The organism is Enterococcus sp. FDAARGOS_375 (assembly GCF_002393265.1).
GTDB lineage: Bacteria > Bacillota > Bacilli > Lactobacillales > Enterococcaceae > Enterococcus_D > Enterococcus_D innesii.
In genome coordinates this window covers 3,182,732-3,200,501 of record NZ_CP023515.1, presented here as the reverse complement: position 1 = coordinate 3,200,501, position 17,770 = coordinate 3,182,732, and the positions used below count along the sequence as shown (strand labels likewise).

Genomic DNA, 17,770 nt, shown 5'->3' with positions numbered 1-17,770 from the left:
AGGCAAGCGATGAAAAGAGCAAGAGTAATCTATAACCCGACATCTGGGAAAGAATTGATTCGAAAAAATTTAGCAGATATTTTAGATGTTTTGGAAAGAGGCGGTTATGAGGCGAGTGCGTTTGCCACGACCGCTGCACCATTTTCCGCCCGTGATGAAGCAAGAAGAGCCGGTGAAGCTGGTTTTGATTTGGTGGTAGCGGCCGGTGGCGATGGTACGATCAATGAAGTCGTCAACGGAATCGCTCCATTAGAAAAACGCCCGAAGATGGCGATTATTCCTGGAGGAACCACCAATGACTACGCACGTGCACTAAAGATTCCTCGGACCGATATCAAAGCAGCTGCGGAAGTGATTTTAAAACAGCAGACGGTGAAGATGGATGTCGGAAAAACACCCAATACGTATTTTATCAACATTGCTGCTGGTGGACACTTAACGGAACTGACCTATGATGTTCCTTCTGAGTTGAAAAGTGTTTTTGGCTACTTAGCTTATCTAGCAAAAGGAGCCGAATTACTGCCCCGCGTCAAACCAATCAAAATGCATCTAAAGTATGAAGACGGAGAATACATTGGCGGAGCCTCAATGTTCTTTTTAGGACTAACGAATTCAGTAGGGGGATTTGAACAGATTGCCCCCGACGCTAAGCTTGACGATGGGAAGTTTTCACTGATTATTGTCAAAACAGCCAATATTTTTGAGATCGTCCATTTAGTCGCTTTGATGATGAATGGTGGCAAGCACATCAACGATCGTCGTCTGATTTATACGAAGACATCTTTTCTTGAAGTAGACGCGCCAGAACAGGTTAATCGTTTAATGATCAACCTTGATGGTGAATATGGCGGAGATGCTCCTATGCGCTTTGAAAATCTACACAATCATATCGAATTTTTTGCAAATGTTGATCAAATCCCTGATGATGCGGTCGTAGGTGAGCAGAACTATCAAGAAATGAGCGAAGGATTTATTAAAGAAGTCGAACGTCTTTCCGATGAGGACATAAATGGCGATGGCAAAATCGGCGACGAAACACAGTAAAGGATTTTCTTTTCATGCAAAGTGGAAGAACAGGGACTTTTGGACCTGTTCTTTTTTTAAAATGAATTGTGGAAAAAGTAATAGGATTATTTTTTCGGAAAGTTGATAGAACAGCTTTTCTTAAATTTTTGTAAAGGACGTTTTTCGAACGGTGTTTCACGAAATGTGTTTGTTTCACGAAAGTGTCTAAGGCAGTCAAAGATAAAACGAATAAAAATTACGAAAAAAGGACATTCTATCCTAAAAAAACGAACGTTAAGAATATATGCTCATTAAAGTTCGTTATTTCCGTATTTCTATGCAATCTAAGGATGCAAAAGCGGAGGAGAATATGCTATAATGGTGAAACGAAGAAATGGGGGGACCGGAATGGAGCAAATCGATTCTACAAAAGCGCTTGATCTGCTGAGAGATGACGCAGAACGAATCAAAAAGCTGATCCGAAACCAAGAAAATAGTTTATGTATCGCACAATGCAAAGCATTTGAAGAAGTGGTTGATACTCAGATGTATGGTCTATCACGGCAAGTGGCATTTGCGATCCGCTTGGGGATCGTCGATAATCAAACAGGACAACAATTGATGGCGGATCTTGAAAAAGATTTGAACCAATTGTACAGCGAGGTCTATGAAGACCAGCGGACACCTGAAATCGGCAAGGAGGCATAAACTTGCCAGAAAAAGTAAAGAAAAGACATTTATTAGATTATAGTATTCTCTTGCCGTATATTTTTATGTGTGTCACGGGTTTGATGATGGTCTATAGCTCCACGTCCTACGTCGCGATGACTGCTACAAATCCAACTACAGCTGCTTCTTATGTCATCAATCAAGCAATTTTTTGGTTGTTGAGTCTAGTAGCGATCACTGTCATGTATAAAATGAAAACGGATGTTTTTCGGAACAAAAAATTTGTCCAGATCGCCATGATCGTGATCTTATTCTTATTGATCGCTGCTTTCTTCTTTCCAAGAAGAAATGGGGCACTAGGATGGTTGTCGATTGCTGGTTTTTCCATTCAACCAGCTGAGTACTTGAAGTTTATTGTTATTTGGTTCTTATCTGTGACGCTATCTTATCGGCAAAAAGGCATTCAACAGGAGTTTTGGAAAACGGTTTGGCGCCCAATCGGAATCGTTTTCGTCTATACCGGGATCATGGCACTTTACCCAGACTTTGGGAATGCCGTGATCGTCATGTTACTGGCTTTTGTCGTTTTATTATCTAGTGGTCTGAATTACCTGTATACCTTGATATTAGGCGTGGCAGGCATCGTTGGTAGCGCATTGATCGTCCTATTTGTGAATCTAACCGGCGGTAAGCTTTTGCCAGCGTATGTCTACAGTCGCTTTTCATCCTTTTTGAACCCGTTTGCTGATGAATACGATACTGGTCATCAAATGGTCAATGGGTATTACGCAATGTTCAACGGTGGGCTTTTCGGACGCGGACTTGGAAATAGTATCCAAAAACGTGGTTTCTTAAACGAAGCGCACACCGATTATATATTTTCGATCGTTATGGAAGAATTAGGCTTGATCCCATCGATCATCATTTTAGGTGTTTTATTTTATATGGTGGGACGGATCTTTCTTGTCGGTATTCGTTCAAGAGATCCCTTTAATTCCATGATGTGTATCGGCATAGGGGCTCTATTTATGTCCCAGATTTTTATCAACTTAGGGGGGATCACTGGTTTGATCCCATTGACGGGAATCACATTTCCGTTTCTAAGTCAGGGAGGATCAAGTTTGCTGATGCTGTCGATTTGTATTGGTTTTGTATTAAATATCAGTGCCGAAGAAAAGAGGAAACAATATTATTTGAATTATTGATCAATTGAATGGAGTGGATTAGATGAAGAAAATTCTTGTTGCCAATCGTGGAGAAATCGCGATTCGTGTCTTCCGCGCATGTGCGGAGTTAGGAATCAAAACAGTCGGTATTTATGCTGCGGAGGATGAATACTCCGTCCATCGCTTTAAAGCAGATGAAGCGTATTTAGTAGGGAAAGGCAAACGACCGATCGATGCGTATTTAGACATTGAAGATATTATTCGCACAGCGAAAAAAGCCGGGGCCGAAGGGATTCATCCAGGGTACGGCTTTTTATCAGAAAACCTGAGCTTTGCGCAGCGCTGTGAAGAAGAAGGTTTGATTTTCATCGGACCATCCACTCACCACTTAGATATTTTTGGCGACAAGATCAAAGCAAAAGCAGCGGCGATCGATGCGGGGATTCAATCGATTCCCGGATCTGACGGCCCAGTAGCATCGATTGACGACGTTTTAGCATTCGCCGACGAACATGACTATCCGATCATGATCAAAGCAGCCCTTGGCGGTGGTGGTCGAGGTATGCGTGTCGCTCATGACGAAAAAGAAGCACGTGATGGCTACGAACGCGCCAAAAGTGAAGCGAAAGCGGCTTTTGGTAGTGATGAAGTTTATGTTGAAAAATATATTAGTAATCCAAAACATATTGAAGTTCAAATTCTAGGGGACAAGCACGGAAATGTCGTCCATCTATTTGAACGTGACTGCTCCGTTCAGCGCCGTCACCAAAAAGTAGTCGAAGTGGCACCATGTGTGTCAATGACGGCTGAACAGCGGGAAAAAATTTGTCAAGCTGCCGTTCAACTGATGAAGCATGTTGGCTATATCAATGCCGGAACAGTGGAATTTTTAGTTGAAGGCGACAAATTTTACTTTATCGAAGTAAATCCTCGGGTTCAAGTGGAACATACGATCACTGAAATGATCACCAATTTAGATATCGTGACGACGCAAATTTTGATTGCACAAGGCAAAGACTTGCATAAAGAAATCGGGATTCCTGAACAAAAAGACATTCGCTTTGAGGGTGTTGCGATTCAATGTCGGGTGACAACGGAAGATCCAGCCAATAATTTTATGCCAGATACTGGTAAGATCGATACTTACCGTTCTCCAGGTGGATTTGGGGTTCGCTTGGATGTCGGAAATGCTTACGCCGGTGCGGTGGTAACCCCTTATTTCGACTCGCTGCTTGTAAAAGTCTGTACACATGCGGCAACCTTTGATCAAGCGATTCAAAAAATGATGCGCTGTCTGAAAGAATTCCGAGTACGTGGTGTAAAAACAAACATTCTCTTTATGCGTAATGTTGTTTCTCATCCAGCCTTTCGTTCAGGTGAAGCCAAAACCACCTTTATCGACAATACGCCAGAACTGTTCAATTTCCCTCGGATTCGTGACCGTGGAAACAAAACCATGAAGTATATCGGTGAAATCACGATCAATGGATTCCCGGGAATCGAAAAACAAAAGAAACCTTTCTACAATGAACCACGGATGCCACAACACATCCAAGCAACGCCAGATTTCGTCAGCGCCAAAAATATTTTAGATACGAAAGGTGCCGAGGGAGTCGTTGAATGGATCGGTCAACAAAAGAACGTCTTGCTGACGGATACAACCTTCCGAGATGCCCATCAAAGCTTGTTAGCAACTCGTGTAAGAACCCATGACTTTAAGAAAATTGCCGCGATGACAGAAGCGGGTCTGCCACAATTGTTCTCAAGTGAAATGTGGGGCGGAGCAACGTTCGACGTTGCCTACCGTTTCTTAACAGAAGATCCATGGGAAAGATTGCGGATGTTCCGGAAAAAAATGCCGAATACCTTGTTGCAAATGTTGTTCAGAGGCTCCAATGCTGTGGGATATTCCAATTATCCAGACAATGTATTGGAAGAATTCATCAAAGAATCTGCAGCGCAAGGAATTGATGTGTTCCGAATCTTTGATAGTTTGAACTGGGTTCCACAAATGGAGAAAAGTATTCAAGCCGTTCGCGATACAGGAAAAATTGCAGAAGCAACGATTTGTTATACAGGGGATATCAATGATCCGACCCGTCAAAAATATTCAGTACAATACTACAAAGATATGGCGAAAGAATTGCAAAATCTTGGTGCCCATATTATAGCTATCAAGGATATGGCTGGATTATTAAAACCGCAAGCAGCTTATCGTTTGATCAGTGAGCTAAAGGATACGATCGATGTGCCGATTCATCTGCATACCCATGATACCAGTGGAAATGGGATCATTACTTACTCAGCAGCTACCAAAGCCGGTGTTGACATCGTGGATGTCGCTATGTCAGCGGTCAGTGGCGCAACAAGTCAACCAAGTATGAGTAGTTTGTATTATGCACTATTGAACGGCGAACGCTGCCCAGAAATCAATGTAGACAACATCCAACAGTTGAACCACTACTGGGAAGATGTCCGCATGTACTATCATTCCTTTGAAAATGGCTTGAACGCACCTCAAACGGAAGTGTACAAGCATGAAATGCCGGGGGGACAATATACCAACCTTCAGCAGCAAGCCAAAGCCGTTGGTTTAGGCGAAAAATGGGATGAAATCAAAGAAATGTATCATGAAGTCAATATGATGTTTGGAGACATCGTAAAAGTGACACCTTCTTCGAAAGTCGTTGGTGACATGGCACTCTTTATGGTACAAAATGGCTTGTCAGAAAAAGATATTTTTGAAAAAGGCGATACATTGAGCTTCCCAGAATCAGTGATCACCTTCTTCCAAGGTGAGTTAGGTCAGCCAGTTGGTGGTTTCCCGAAAGAATTGCAACGCATTATCTTAAAAGGACGCCCAGCTTTTACAGAACGTCCCGGAACATTTGCGAAGCCAGTTGATTTTGCTGAAGTGAAGCAAGAACTAGCAGAGAAAATCGGCTATGAACCAAAACATGAAGAAGTCTTGAGCTACTTGATGTATCCGCAAGTCTTCCTTGACTATCGGAAAGCTTATGAACAGTTTGCCGATGTGAAAGTTCTTGATACGCCAACTTTCTTTAACGGCATGCGCTTAGGTGAAACGATCAATGTTGAATTAGAAAAAGGCAAAATCTTGATTATTCGTCTCGATGAGATCGGTGAGGCAGATATTGAAGGTAACCGGACCCTCTTCTTTAACTTGAACGGTCAACGTCGAGAAATCGTTGTTAAGGACAACTCTATCATCAGCTCTGTTCAAACAAAACGTAAAGCGGAGCCAACGAATAAAGAACAGATTGGTGCTTCCATGAGTGGCTCAGTCTTAGAAGTATTAGTCAAAAAAGGCGACCGAGTGGCACGTGGACAGACCTTGATGGTCACGGAAGCAATGAAGATGGAAACTTCTGTCGAAGCTCGCTTCTCAGGTGTGGTTGAACATGTGTATGTAACCAATGGTGAACCAATTCAGTCAGGAGACCTTTTGATTGAAGTCAAAGAGAAGTAAGGAGTCGATCCACAGATGAAGCGGAGAGGATTATTGTTTTGCGGCTTATTTGTCCTGGCCCTAATAATCGTGTATTTGCAGCCAGTATTCATGCAAAACGCTTCAGATTCAAGAATGACGATCGAAAACCCAATCAAAGCGCCAACAACCATGAATTACGAACCGATCGCAGCCCAAGGATTAGCTGAAATGATTGGGGAGCCTGTTTCGGATTTTGAAGAAGTCTACGGTCTTCCCATTCAAACCTATCGCTCGGGCTACGAGTTTGAAATTCGGGTCTACAATCAATTAGACGATCAACAGTATGTTGAGATCAATACCGATGGTGAAAGTGTGCAAGCAATCAAAGTAATCGGCGCCGGGGGCTCTTCCCTGGCACCTTTTACGATGGGCATGACCTTGACTGACTTGACGGAGTTGACCATGATTTATCCTAACTTTACCTTGACACAAAATGATCGTGCGATCAGTTTCGAATTGATGGAAGAAGATATGAACTATCGTCCATTAGTGGCTTTTGACAACGGGACTTTTGCTGTTTTGTTCTTCGATCAGGAGACTGCCCAACTGCAAGCCGTTACTTACTTGGATCAGACCACGCTACTTAAACTGGCACCTTATCCCTTGACGGAAGGACAGCGACCGCTGTTTCAAGTTTCGCAAACAATTGACCAAGCCCAAGCCAACCTTGAAAAAGAGACCCTGGCGTTTGTTATCATCGATAAAATTCGCCAGCAAATCGGCTTAGAAAGCTTCTCACAGGATACCCAAACACATCAAGAAGCAGCTGGACTTTTATTTGATTTGACGAATAATCTATCAGACTATTTGACTTCTCAACGAATCCATTCTTATCAACGCGCTCTTTCTTCAGAAAAAACGAGTAATTTTGTTTTAACGAACGACGAGTGGCGAGAGTTGTTGGCGGATAAGGAATTGGAAGCATCTGCTTCGATCTTCGAAGCGCCTGTTTACGATCCGACTTTTACGATTTTGTCTTGGTTTAGTAACCCAAGATTTGCTGAACATCTGACCTATGAACAATCAGAAAAGATAGGAATTGCTTTTTCTGAAGCAAATATGGTAGTCTTAGTGCAAGAAGATGTGGAAGGGACCGAGGATAGTACGTCAGATGATTTACGATGAAGCATTTTTCGAGATTGAAGATCAAATCGATTCACTTGTGATGGCGATCAAAGCAAGTGAAACGTGTAGAACCTATCAAAAAGCGAAAACAATTATGTATCAAGATCCTGTTGTTCAGGAATTGATGCGATCGTTTTTAGAAAAGAAGCTGGATTTTGAAAGAATTGAAGCTTACGGTGAGTATGCGCCTGATTTCAAAGAAAAAAAACGGGCGTTGCGCACAGCCAAGCGGCAGTTGGATCTTAATGAACAAGTAAGTGAGTATCGCTGGAGTGAAACACAACTACAGCGTTTGCTGGATGAACTGACTGTGGCGATCTCTACTTGTTTTTCTCCCTCTGTCAAAGTGGACGCTGGGAGTCCCTTTTTTCAATCAAAATCAAGTTGTGGAGGAAATTGTCATGCACGAGGATAAAGAGCCTTTTACGATGCAAAAGCGTCGAGGATTGATCGTATGGGTTTACAGCCTACGCCAACTAAAAAATTTGCGTCGTTTTGGTTTTGTTCATTATGTATCACGTAAGATGAAATACGTGGTCATGTATTTGAACGAAGAAGAATACGAAAGCAAAAAAGCAAAAATCGAGCAGTTTCACTTTGTTCGACAAGTTGAAGCTTCCTATCGACCAGATGTCGAAATGGATTTTGCTGAAAAAATTGGTACTTCAGCAGCCTATCCAGTGAAAGATGAAGGGTTTGATATCGAAGAAAAAAATACGATGATTCGATTGGCAGAAAACGTGTAATAAAAAAGTGGGGGTGCCTTGAGTCACCGCCATTTTTTTATTGCTATTTATAGAAACAGTGCTATATTTGTATTTACGAAGATCTTGGAGGGAAAAACGCATGCGTGTAGTAGCCGGAGAATATGGTGGCCGCAGATTAAAAAGTCTCGCTGGAGACAACACTCGCCCCACGACAGACAAAGTAAAAGGGGCGATCTTTAACATGTTAGGGCAATATTTAGATGGAGGAGTTGTACTGGATCTGTTTAGTGGGAGCGGGGGCTTAGCGATCGAAGCGGTCTCTCGGGGAGCCGATCATGCCGTTTGTGTCGACCGTAGTTTTCCAGCTATTAAAGTGATCCGTGAAAATATTGCAATAACCAAAGAACCAGAAAAGTTCATGGTACTAAAAATGGATGCCAATCAAGCCTTACGCCAGTTTGCAGCTGAGGGACAAAGTTTTGACTATCTATTTTTAGATCCACCTTACGCAAAGCAAGAGATTCTGCAACAGCTAGAAGCTATGCTGAAGGATGAATTGATTCGTCCGTTTGCTTATGTAGTTTGCGAAACAGATAAGTCCATCGCCTTGCCAGAAAAGATTGGTTCTTTGCATTTGATGCGCGCCCAAACCTATGGCATATCTGCGGTGACGATCTATAGAAATGAGGGATAACATGAAAAAGATTGCTTTATTTCCAGGAAGTTTTGACCCATTGACGTCCGGTCATGTTGACCTGATCGAGCGAGGAGCCACGCTTTTTGATGAACTGATCGTCGGTGTTTTTACAAATACCAATAAAAAAAGTTTTTTTACAAGTGAAGAAAAAGTTCATCTAATTGAAGAAGCCCTCGCTCATATTCCAAACGTCAAGATTCTGGCGCAAGAAACGGAGCTGACAGTCACGATCGCGAAAAAACTAGGCGCCCAGTTTCTGCTTAGAGGCATTCGCAGTGTGAAAGATTATGAGTATGAGCGGGACATCATGGAGATGAATCATCACCTAGAACCCTCATTAGAGACCGTTTTTCTTTTAGCAGACGCAAAACACAGTTTCATCAGTTCCAGTTTGTTGAAAGAAATCTTAACCTTTAACGGCGATGTTGCCGAATATTTACCTCAAAATATCTACGATGCTATAGTAAAGAAGCGTGATACCAATGAATCTTAAATCAACGATCAAATATCTTCTTCTGTTTGTTTTAGCGCTGATCATCGCAGCTTGTGCTTTTTTGCCGATTCCCTATTATATCGAGCAACCAGGAGCAACGATCGATTTAAAAGAGCTGATTACCGTCAATCAAAAAGAAGACACCTCAGCCGGCTCCTTTTCTTTGACCAGTGTTGGGATTCGACAAGCTACCGTGTTCACAGCGATTGGAACGAAATTCAATGAATTCCAAGACTTGATCAGTGAGGAAGAACTTTTAGGCGGTGCGACAGATGAGGAGTACAACCGCATTCAACGTTACTATATGGAATCCTCGCAAAATAGTGCGATTGAGCAAGCATTAAAGCTGGCAGACTTACCTTATGAAATGACCTATAAAGGGGTCTATGTCATGGGGATCGATCCAAATTCCAGCTTTGCTGGGAAAATATCCGTTGGAGATACCGTCACCGCAGTCAACGGTAAAGAATTTAAAAGCAGTCAAGATTTTATCGACTACGTCCAAAGTCAAACCATTGGTGATGAAATCACCGTGACTTACTTGCAAGATGGCGAAGAAAAAGAAGCAACGGGCAAACTAATTGAACTGGAGAGCAATCAAAAAGCCGGTATCGGCATCTCCCTCGTCGATCATACAGAGATCACTTCTGATGAAGAGATCGTGATCGATTCTGGCAATATCGGAGGACCTTCCGCTGGTTTGATGTTCACCCTTGAAATTTATGAACAGTTGACCGGAGATAACCTACGTAAAGGCCACAACATAGCTGGGACAGGAACGATCTCAGCTGACGGAACCGTTGGTCGAATCGGTGGGATCGATAAAAAAGTAGCGAGTGCCAGTGAAAGTGGTGCAGAAATCTTCTTTGCCCCAGATGATGAGATCACTGACGAAGAGCGTGAAATAGATCCTTCCATCAAAACAAATTATGAAGAGGCAGTGGCAGCAGCGAAGAAGTTAGACACGGATATGAAAATCGTTCCGATCGCCAATGTCCAAGATGCTTTGGATTATCTAGCAACACTAAAAGAAGCAAATTAAAACGGCACTCGCCGTTTTTTTTATTGTCTAAAGAATACAGTAGGCTCAAAGAAAAGGTTATGCTATACTTTTAGATAAGGAGTGTGAATCTAGTGGAATTAAAAAGACAACAACCGATCGTTGAAGCATATCATTTCGATATGAAACCGAAAGACAAAGAAATGGAAACCAAATTGAATGTCGGCTTTGCGCCGTTAAAAGTCAAAGATGAAGAATATATGGAAAAAAATAGTATTATTGGCGCTCGGCTAGAATTCCAATTGGTGTTCCCTGATTATGTTTTGTCAGGACGTGTCGGACAGGTCAATCATATTTTGAATCGTAAAGTCAATTCCGGAGAAGATCTAACAAAAGCCGAAACTGACCGCTTGGTGGAACCATTGTTTGATATCATCAAACGCTTGACTTATGAAGTGACAGAGATCGTAACTGACAAACCAGGTTTACAATTGAACTTTAATACCAATTCGAATGCTGCGCAAGAAGCGAAGGAAGAAGACAAATAACGAGAAATAGGAGGGATGCCCATTGTTTTCCAATCAAATGCAAGTGATGCTATACGTCGATGATGTGACGAAAGCAGTTGAGTTTTGGCAAGAACTAGGGTTTGCGATCATTGAACAACAAACCGTTGATGGAACATCCGTCGTCGAAATCGCGCCATCAAAAGAGGCAGAGGCTCATTTTGTCTTATATGACCGTGAGTTCATCGAAACGCACTCACCTGAAGTCGCATTAAATTCCCCATCGATCATGTTTTTTGCTGAGGATATTACAGCTCTCTATAAAAAACTTTTAGAGATGGAAGCAGAAGTCGGCGAATTGATTCAGATGGAAGAACAGCTGGTTTTCAATTTTGCCGATCCGGATGGCAATTATTTTGCTGTTTCAGGAAAATAGGTTTTACCGATCGTAATCAATCATTCGTCTTTATGAACCCGACTCTATGCTGTCGAACCGTTCAAGACGAATGATTGTTTTTTGATTTTAATGCAAGACATTTTGCAGCCAAAGGGCTAAAATTGATAATAAGAGACTCAATTGCCTTTAAGGAGGGAATGACTATGCAAAACTATCTCTATGCAATCAGTGATATTCATGGAATGGCCGATCTTTTTAAAAGTCTTCTTGCGGAATATGATCCTAAAATCCATCAGTTGCTTTTGATTGGTGATCTAAATGACCGAGGACCAAAGTCCAAAGAGTGTTTAATGCTCGGAAAGAAATTAGTTGAAGAACATCAAGCGATTTATTTACGTGGCAATCATGAAGAGTATTTTCTGCAATTTCTAAATGCCCCAGAGGATTGGTTCGCCGCCTACGTACGCAATGGCGGCAAAGAAACGATTGAAAGTCTTTTACATTCAGGAGCTACTGAAGAGTATTCTCCAACGGAAATTGCCTTGATGATCCGAAGTAGATATGGAGACTTAATAGAGTTTTTGATGGAGCGGCCGCTTTATTACGAATGGGGGAAGTATCTTTTTGTCCATGCGGGCGTGGATTTAAGTAAAAAAGATTGGCGGAAGACCGCTGACCACGATTTTATCTGGATTCGCGAGCCATTTCATAAAGGAAAAAACCGTACAGGAAAAACGATCGTTTTTGGTCATACCATCACGCCGATGCTGCATGGAGATATGCAGACGACGGATCTTTGGCAACAAGATGACAAAATCGGCATCGATGGCGGGGCAGTATTTGGTGGATCGGTGCATGGCGTGATTTTTGATGAGAAAGGGATCGTTCAGGACATCGAATACCAAAATTTAGCAGGCCCTTGGCAACCAGACTTTTAAAAGTCTTTTTTGGAAAGACAAAAGCAGCCATAACAAGAGTCGCGAAAGCAACGTTGTTTTCGTGCAATCTTGTTCGCTCAATGGCTGTCTTTTTTATGTTAAAATAGCAAAAGCAACAAAGGAAAGGTGAGAACAAATGGCAGAAATGAATCAAGAGGTACTTGATTTAGTGAAACAAGAATTAACCGCTTTTACCCAAAAACAAATCAGTACGGTGTTGCAGTTATTGCAAGAAGGAAATACCGTCCCCTTTATTGCCCGCTACCGTAAAGAAATGACGAATGGACTTGACGAAGTTCAGATTCGAGAAATCGAAGAGCGATACCAGTACTTAGAAAACTTAGAGAAACGCAAGCAAGAGGTTTTGCGTTTGATAGAAGAACAAGAAAAGCTAACGCCTGAACTATCTCAGGCGATTTTAGCTGCGACAAAAATGCAGGCCGTCGAGGACCTGTATCGTCCTTATAAACAAAAACGACGCACCAAAGCGACGATCGCTAAAGAAAACGGCTTGGAACCATTTGCTCAGTGGCTGTTAAGCTTCCCAAAAGCAGGTGACGTACAAGAAAAAGCGGCCGAATTTTTGAGTGATGCTGTTCCTACTGTAGAAGATGCCTTAGCAGGCGCGCACGAGATCATTGCAGAAGGTGTTGGTGACACTGCAGAGTTTCGTAGTTGGATCCGCAGCTATTACACAAACAAAGGGCTGTATCAAAGCACGGTCAAAAATGCTGAAAAAGATGAAAAAGGCGTTTACGAAATGTATTACGATTTCCAGCATCCTATCAATAAGATGGTATCCCACCGAATTTTAGCCACCAATCGTGGGGAACAAGAAGACATCTTGAAGGTCGCACTTGTGGCAGATGAAGAAAAAATCATGGATTACCTACGGCGTAAACTGATTACAAATAGTGATTCACCCGCAGCCAGTTTTGTTGAAGCTGCAGCTGCTGATGCGCTGAAACGTTTTATTTCACCAGCCATCGAACGAGAGATCCGCAACGAATTGACAGAAAAAGCCGACGAACAAGCCATTGCGATTTTTGGCGAAAATCTTCGCAATCTGTTGCTGCAGCCGCCACTAAAGGGCAAAGTCGTTTTAGGTTTTGATCCAGCGTATCGTACAGGCTGTAAACTAGCAGTCATTGATGAGACAGGAAAAGTACTAGCGATCGAAGTGATCTATCCTCATAAACCAGCGCCTATGAATAAGCGAGAAGCGGCTGGACCAGCGTTTCGTCGCTTATTGCAAACCTATAAAGTCGAGATGGTCGCAATCGGTAATGGGACGGCGAGTCGGGAATCAGAGCAATTCGTCGCTGAACAATTAAAATTGATCGATCAAGAAGTATATTATGTGATCGTGAATGAGGCAGGGGCTTCTGTTTATTCGGCCAGTCCGATCGCCCGGCAAGAATTCCCTGATCTGCAAGTGGAAGAACGCAGTGCCATCAGTATTGGTCGCCGTCTGCAAGATCCGCTGGCAGAATTAGTCAAAATTGATCCACAATCGGTGGGCGTCGGGCAATATCAGCATGACGTCTCACAAAAACGCTTAGCCGAACAATTGGATTTTGTCGTTGAAACAGTCGTCAACCAAGTAGGCGTTGATGTCAATACCGCAAGTGCGGCACTCTTACAGCACGTGGCTGGTCTAAATAAAACGACCGCTCAAAATATTGTGACTTATCGAGAAGAAAACGGGGTATTTACGCAGCGAAATCAACTGAAAAAAGTCCCTCGCTTAGGGCCAAAGGCCTATGAACAGGCGATCGGTTTTATGCGGATTCCTGGCGGAAAAGTCATTTTGGACAATACCGGGATCCATCCAGAAAGTTATGACACTGCCAAAGAAATTTTGGCGATCGCGGGTATTTCTTTAGCGGAGCTAGGGAAAGAGCAAATGGAAGAAAATAAAGCGAAGCTTGCCCAACTACGCCCAGCAGAGCTTTCCGCAAAATTGTCAGTCGGGAAAGAAACCATCACGGATATCTTAAAGGCGTTAATGCAGCCTGGACGCGATATGCGTGATGAAATGCCAGCGCCATTATTGCGAAAAGATGTGCTGAGTATGGAGGACCTAAAACCGGGAATGGAACTGAAGGGAACGGTTCGAAATGTGATCGACTTTGGTGCTTTCGTCGATATCGGTGTCAAACAAGATGGACTGGTGCATTTGTCGAAGCTGAGCCGTTCGTTTGTAAAGCATCCGAAAGACGTTGTTTCCGTCGGTGATGTCGTAACCGTTTGGATCGAGCAAGTAGATGTCAAAAAAGGCCGTATCAGTTTAACCATGGTCGATCCGGGAAATGCAAAATGACCCAACAAGAATTGCAGCATTTGGTGGAAGAGCTGTCGCTGTCTGTTTTCAACAAACCATTCACTCATCGAGCGGTGTTTAATTCTCGCTTAAAAACAACCGGTGGCCGCTACCATCTAAGTGATCACCACTTGGATTTCAATCCAACCATGCTCACAGAACACGGGATGGAGGTTTTTATCGGCATTATCAAGCATGAATTGTGTCATTATCATTTGCACTTAGCAGGTCTTGGTCACCGTCACCAAGATCCTGCCTTTAAAGCATTGCTGGCAAGAACGGGAGGCTTGCGTTATGCACCTCCTGCCAAAAGGACAGCCAAACATCGCTATCGATGCCAAAATTGCGGCTGCGAGATTCGGCGGCAGCGACGGGTGGATATCAAAAAATATGTTTGTGGAAAATGTCGTGGACGTTTGCTAGAAATAGGAAACGATGAGAAAAGTCAAGTCGAAAAATAAAACTCGTTGCTATTTTTTTCATTTTGTATGATAATGTAGGTCGTGTGACAACCTGATATTTGTCAATACACGCGTTTTTTTACGACGCGGATTTGAGAAAAGAGGATTATAATAATGGAAAATCAAAACAAAATACATCATTTTGTTGGAATCAAAGGTTCCGGTATGAGTTCATTGGCTTTGATTCTGCACGAAAAAGGCTACCAAGTACAAGGCTCTGATGTGGAAGAATATTTCTTCACTCAACGTGATCTAGAAAAAGCAGCGATCAAATTGTTGCCTTTCGATAAAGCAAACATTCAACCAGAAATGGTCATTATCCAAGGGAATGCTTTCCCTGACACCCACGAAGAAATCGTACGGGCCAAAGAACTTGGTTTAGAAGTTACTCGTTATCATGACTTTATTGGCCAATTCATTCAGCCCTATACGAGTATTGCGGTGACCGGTTCTCACGGGAAAACCAGTACGACAGGATTGCTTTCTCATGTCTTAAGCGGCATCCGTCCAACAAGTTTCTTGATTGGCGATGGGACTGGTCATGGGGAACCTGATGCGGAATTCTTTTCATTTGAAGCCTGTGAATACCGTCGTCATTTCTTAGCGTATTCACCGGATTATGCAATCATGACCAACATCGATTTTGATCACCCAGACTACTTCCACTCGATCGAGGATGTCTTCTCAGCCTTTCAATCGATGGCAAGTCAAGTGAAAAAAGGCATCTTTGCTTTTGGTGATGATGAATATTTGCGTAAACTTGAAGCCGATGTCCCAATCTACTATTACGGCGTCAACGATAACGACGATGTCCAAGCAAAAAATATTGAACGCACCACCCAAGGTTCAGAGTTCGACGTCTTTATCCATGGTGAAAATATTGGCCATTTTGTCTTGCCAGCGTTTGGTCAGCACAACATCAACAACGCACTCAGTGTGATCGCTGTGGCTTACAAAGAAGGATTGGATATGAAAGAAGTTGCTGCTGAGATGATTTCATTTCCTGGAGTGAAACGCCGCTTTAGTGAAAAAATCGTGGCGGATATGACGATCGTGGACGACTACGCCCACCATCCTGCAGAAATCAAAGCAACGATCGATGGCGCTCGTCAAAAATATCCAGAGAAAGAAATTATTGCTGTCTTCCAGCCACATACCTTTACCCGTACGATCGCTTTGATGGATGAATTTGCGGAAGCCTTGGATCTTGCAGACCATGTCTATCTATGTGACATTTTTGGATCTGCTCGTGAATCACGAGGAGATGTTAAAATTGAAGATCTAGGCAAGAAAATTCAAAAAGGCGGAACTGTGATCAAAGAAGAGAACGTATCTCCGCTATTGGATCATCAAAATGCTGTCGTGATTTTCATGGGAGCAGGCGATGTGCAAAAATTTGAAACAGCCTATGAAAAACTATTAAGCAATACAACTCGTAACGTATTGTAATCAAAGACTCTTGTGGCGTTTTTGCTGCAAGAGTTTTTTTACATATGAAGTTTTTGCAAAAGCAGCACCGCGAACTTGCACTTTTGTCGGCATCTGATAGAATATACTCAGATGAAACTATTCTTTTTGGAGGAATTAAATTTTGAATATAGGGAAACCGCGAAAAATAGGAAAAAGTATTGAAGATATCGAGGAAGGCGATTCGTTATCCTTAACAGAATCGATCGAAGACAATCAACTATTGTTATATTTAGGGCTTACTAATGATGCAAATCCTTTGTATATACAACATGACTACACGCAAAAAACTGAGTATCAGCGTCCCATCGTGCCATCCATTATGTTGATGGGGATCATCACCAGTGCCGTATCGAAACATTTGCCTGGTCCTGGTTCTCATGTAGTCAATTTTTCGGTAAACTTTATTGAACCTGTATATCATTATGAAACGTTGACCTTTGAATTCGAAGTGATCAAAGTGGATAAAATGAAAGACGTGGTAACTATTTCGGTTGAAGCGATCAACACAGAAGATCATCGTATTTTAGATGCTGTGGTCATGGTCCAGCCACCAAAAGCAGTAGCAGAAAATGAGGAGGAACAACAAGATGAATAATTTAAACAATGAAACCGTCCAAGCCCAAGGCTTAAATCGCTTTTATTCAAAAGTGTATTTATTCTTCGGCGTTGGGCTTGCGATCAGTGCGATCTCGGCCTATATTTTTGGGGAAGTCTTCCAAGCGCAAACCCTGCAATTTATCGACAATTTTCCGCTAGGATTTACTGGTCTTTGGATCGTACAGATCATTCTAGTTATTGTATTAGGGGTGAAGGCGCAGAAAAATCCTTCCTTGACCGTTGCTGGCTTTTTAGTCTATTCTCTCTTGAATGGATTGACCTTGTCTGTGACACTGATGATCTATGACTTTGGATCGATCGTGGGGGCATTTGTTTCCGCAGCTGTCACTTTTGGTGTCATGTCAGCATTTGGGATCATGACCAAACGTGATCTAAGTGTGGTTGGACGTATCGGCTATGGTCTGTTGATCGGGATCATCATCTCGACGCTCTTGAATGTATTTATTTTACGCAGTCAACCGGTTGATTTCTTTTTATCGATCGTGACCGTCTTTGTCTTTATGGGGATCACCGCTTATGACAATCAACAAATCCGCAATGTATACTTCGCAACGAATGGTGGCGCAAATACTGGAGTGGCCGTTTTCATGGCATTACAACTGTATTTGGATTTTATCAACTTATTCCTTGCGTTATTGCGAATCTTTGGAAAAAACAACTAAAAAAAGTGCGAGGAAACTCGCC

At 42.5% G+C, this 17,770-nt stretch carries 18 protein-coding genes; all 18 read left to right on the top strand.

Features of this window, described 5'->3' with window-relative positions:
* Positions 1 to 9 precede the first annotated feature (9 nt).
* The 18 genes from CO692_RS16645 (at position 10) to CO692_RS16560 (ending at position 17,748) form a co-directional block, all read left to right on the top strand.
* Positions 10 to 1,044 carry a diacylglycerol kinase gene (locus tag CO692_RS16645; RefSeq protein WP_081118589.1) on the top strand — a complete coding sequence of 345 codons (1,035 nt, stop codon included), beginning with the start codon at positions 10 to 12 and terminating at the stop codon, positions 1,042 to 1,044.
* 369 nt (positions 1,045 to 1,413) lie between these two features.
* Positions 1,414 to 1,713 (top strand): YlaN family protein, encoded by a 300-nt coding sequence (locus tag CO692_RS16640; RefSeq protein ID WP_077454545.1) that lies wholly within the window; start codon positions 1,414 to 1,416, stop codon positions 1,711 to 1,713.
* A gap of 2 nt (positions 1,714 to 1,715) precedes the next feature.
* On the top strand, positions 1,716 to 2,879 hold the full coding sequence (locus CO692_RS16635; RefSeq protein ID WP_077454538.1) for an FtsW/RodA/SpoVE family cell cycle protein: 1,164 nt from the start codon (positions 1,716 to 1,718) through the stop codon (positions 2,877 to 2,879).
* Positions 2,880 to 2,901: 22 nt separating this feature from the next.
* Positions 2,902 to 6,330, top strand: a complete 3,429-nt coding sequence (locus CO692_RS16630) for a pyruvate carboxylase (RefSeq protein WP_096742762.1) — start codon at positions 2,902 to 2,904, stop codon at positions 6,328 to 6,330.
* A 15-nt stretch (positions 6,331 to 6,345) separates the two neighbouring features.
* Positions 6,346 to 7,476 (top strand): CAP-associated domain-containing protein, encoded by a 1,131-nt coding sequence (locus CO692_RS16625; RefSeq protein WP_096742761.1) that lies wholly within the window; start codon positions 6,346 to 6,348, stop codon positions 7,474 to 7,476.
* Positions 7,463 to 7,891 (top strand): YlbF family regulator, encoded by a 429-nt coding sequence (locus CO692_RS16620; protein WP_096742760.1) that lies wholly within the window; start codon positions 7,463 to 7,465, stop codon positions 7,889 to 7,891. The genes CO692_RS16625 and CO692_RS16620 overlap by 14 nt, the downstream gene beginning before the upstream one ends.
* Positions 7,878 to 8,222: a YlbG family protein gene (locus tag CO692_RS16615; protein WP_077454534.1), complete on the top strand. Its 345-nt coding sequence runs from the start codon at positions 7,878 to 7,880 to the stop codon at positions 8,220 to 8,222. The genes CO692_RS16620 and CO692_RS16615 overlap by 14 nt, the downstream gene beginning before the upstream one ends.
* 100 nt (positions 8,223 to 8,322) lie before the next feature.
* Positions 8,323 to 8,877: a 16S rRNA (guanine(966)-N(2))-methyltransferase RsmD gene (rsmD, locus tag CO692_RS16610; RefSeq protein WP_096742759.1), complete on the top strand. Its 555-nt coding sequence runs from the start codon at positions 8,323 to 8,325 to the stop codon at positions 8,875 to 8,877.
* 1 nt (position 8,878) lies between these two features.
* On the top strand, positions 8,879 to 9,373 hold the full coding sequence (coaD, locus tag CO692_RS16605) for a pantetheine-phosphate adenylyltransferase (protein ID WP_005231326.1): 495 nt from the start codon (positions 8,879 to 8,881) through the stop codon (positions 9,371 to 9,373).
* Positions 9,363 to 10,415 carry a SepM family pheromone-processing serine protease gene (locus tag CO692_RS16600; protein ID WP_077454533.1) on the top strand — a complete coding sequence of 351 codons (1,053 nt, stop codon included), beginning with the start codon at positions 9,363 to 9,365 and terminating at the stop codon, positions 10,413 to 10,415. Before coaD ends, CO692_RS16600 begins: the two co-directional genes overlap by 11 nt.
* A gap of 92 nt (positions 10,416 to 10,507) precedes the next feature.
* Positions 10,508 to 10,921 (top strand): DUF1149 family protein, encoded by a 414-nt coding sequence (locus tag CO692_RS16595; RefSeq protein ID WP_077454532.1) that lies wholly within the window; start codon positions 10,508 to 10,510, stop codon positions 10,919 to 10,921.
* A gap of 22 nt (positions 10,922 to 10,943) precedes the next feature.
* Positions 10,944 to 11,315: a VOC family protein gene (locus CO692_RS16590; RefSeq protein WP_042890720.1), complete on the top strand. Its 372-nt coding sequence runs from the start codon at positions 10,944 to 10,946 to the stop codon at positions 11,313 to 11,315.
* Positions 11,316 to 11,479: 164 nt separating this feature from the next.
* A complete protein-coding gene (locus CO692_RS16585; RefSeq protein WP_077454530.1) occupies positions 11,480 to 12,214 on the top strand; it encodes a metallophosphoesterase family protein in 735 nt (244 codons plus the stop codon).
* A gap of 136 nt (positions 12,215 to 12,350) precedes the next feature.
* Positions 12,351 to 14,537, top strand: coding sequence for a Tex family protein (locus tag CO692_RS16580; RefSeq protein ID WP_096742758.1), 2,187 nt, complete (start codon positions 12,351 to 12,353; stop codon positions 14,535 to 14,537).
* Positions 14,534 to 14,998, top strand: a complete 465-nt coding sequence (locus tag CO692_RS16575; protein WP_005225994.1) for a SprT family protein — start codon at positions 14,534 to 14,536, stop codon at positions 14,996 to 14,998. Before CO692_RS16580 ends, CO692_RS16575 begins: the two co-directional genes overlap by 4 nt.
* A 114-nt stretch (positions 14,999 to 15,112) precedes the next feature.
* Complete coding sequence (gene murC / locus CO692_RS16570; RefSeq protein ID WP_005225995.1) at positions 15,113 to 16,447, top strand: UDP-N-acetylmuramate--L-alanine ligase; 1,335 nt, start codon at positions 15,113 to 15,115, stop codon at positions 16,445 to 16,447.
* A gap of 142 nt (positions 16,448 to 16,589) precedes the next feature.
* Positions 16,590 to 17,063: a MaoC family dehydratase gene (locus CO692_RS16565; protein WP_005225996.1), complete on the top strand. Its 474-nt coding sequence runs from the start codon at positions 16,590 to 16,592 to the stop codon at positions 17,061 to 17,063.
* Positions 17,056 to 17,748 (top strand): Bax inhibitor-1/YccA family protein, encoded by a 693-nt coding sequence (locus CO692_RS16560; RefSeq protein ID WP_096742757.1) that lies wholly within the window; start codon positions 17,056 to 17,058, stop codon positions 17,746 to 17,748. Before CO692_RS16565 ends, CO692_RS16560 begins: the two co-directional genes overlap by 8 nt.
* Positions 17,749 to 17,770: the final 22 nt, after the last annotated feature.

Bases quoted from the DNA above. Each gene is read 5' to 3' on its own strand.
- CO692_RS16560 (WP_096742757.1), top strand. From the start codon at position 17,056: ATGAATAATTTAAACAATGAAACCGTCCAAGCCCAAGGCTTAAATCGC.
- CO692_RS16630 (WP_096742762.1), top strand. From the start codon at position 2,902: ATGAAGAAAATTCTTGTTGCCAATCGTGGAGAAATCGCGATTCGTGTC.
- CO692_RS16645 (WP_081118589.1), top strand. From the start codon at position 10: ATGAAAAGAGCAAGAGTAATCTATAACCCGACATCTGGGAAAGAATTG.
- rsmD (WP_096742759.1), top strand. From the start codon at position 8,323: ATGCGTGTAGTAGCCGGAGAATATGGTGGCCGCAGATTAAAAAGTCTC.
- coaD (WP_005231326.1), top strand. From the start codon at position 8,879: ATGAAAAAGATTGCTTTATTTCCAGGAAGTTTTGACCCATTGACGTCC.
- CO692_RS16640 (WP_077454545.1), top strand. From the start codon at position 1,414: ATGGAGCAAATCGATTCTACAAAAGCGCTTGATCTGCTGAGAGATGAC.
- CO692_RS16615 (WP_077454534.1), top strand. From the start codon at position 7,878: ATGCACGAGGATAAAGAGCCTTTTACGATGCAAAAGCGTCGAGGATTG.
- CO692_RS16575 (WP_005225994.1), top strand. From the start codon at position 14,534: ATGACCCAACAAGAATTGCAGCATTTGGTGGAAGAGCTGTCGCTGTCT.
- CO692_RS16580 (WP_096742758.1), top strand. From the start codon at position 12,351: ATGGCAGAAATGAATCAAGAGGTACTTGATTTAGTGAAACAAGAATTA.
- CO692_RS16620 (WP_096742760.1), top strand. From the start codon at position 7,463: ATGATTTACGATGAAGCATTTTTCGAGATTGAAGATCAAATCGATTCA.
- murC (WP_005225995.1), top strand. From the start codon at position 15,113: ATGGAAAATCAAAACAAAATACATCATTTTGTTGGAATCAAAGGTTCC.
- CO692_RS16600 (WP_077454533.1), top strand. From the start codon at position 9,363: ATGAATCTTAAATCAACGATCAAATATCTTCTTCTGTTTGTTTTAGCG.
- CO692_RS16585 (WP_077454530.1), top strand. From the start codon at position 11,480: ATGCAAAACTATCTCTATGCAATCAGTGATATTCATGGAATGGCCGAT.
- CO692_RS16625 (WP_096742761.1), top strand. From the start codon at position 6,346: ATGAAGCGGAGAGGATTATTGTTTTGCGGCTTATTTGTCCTGGCCCTA.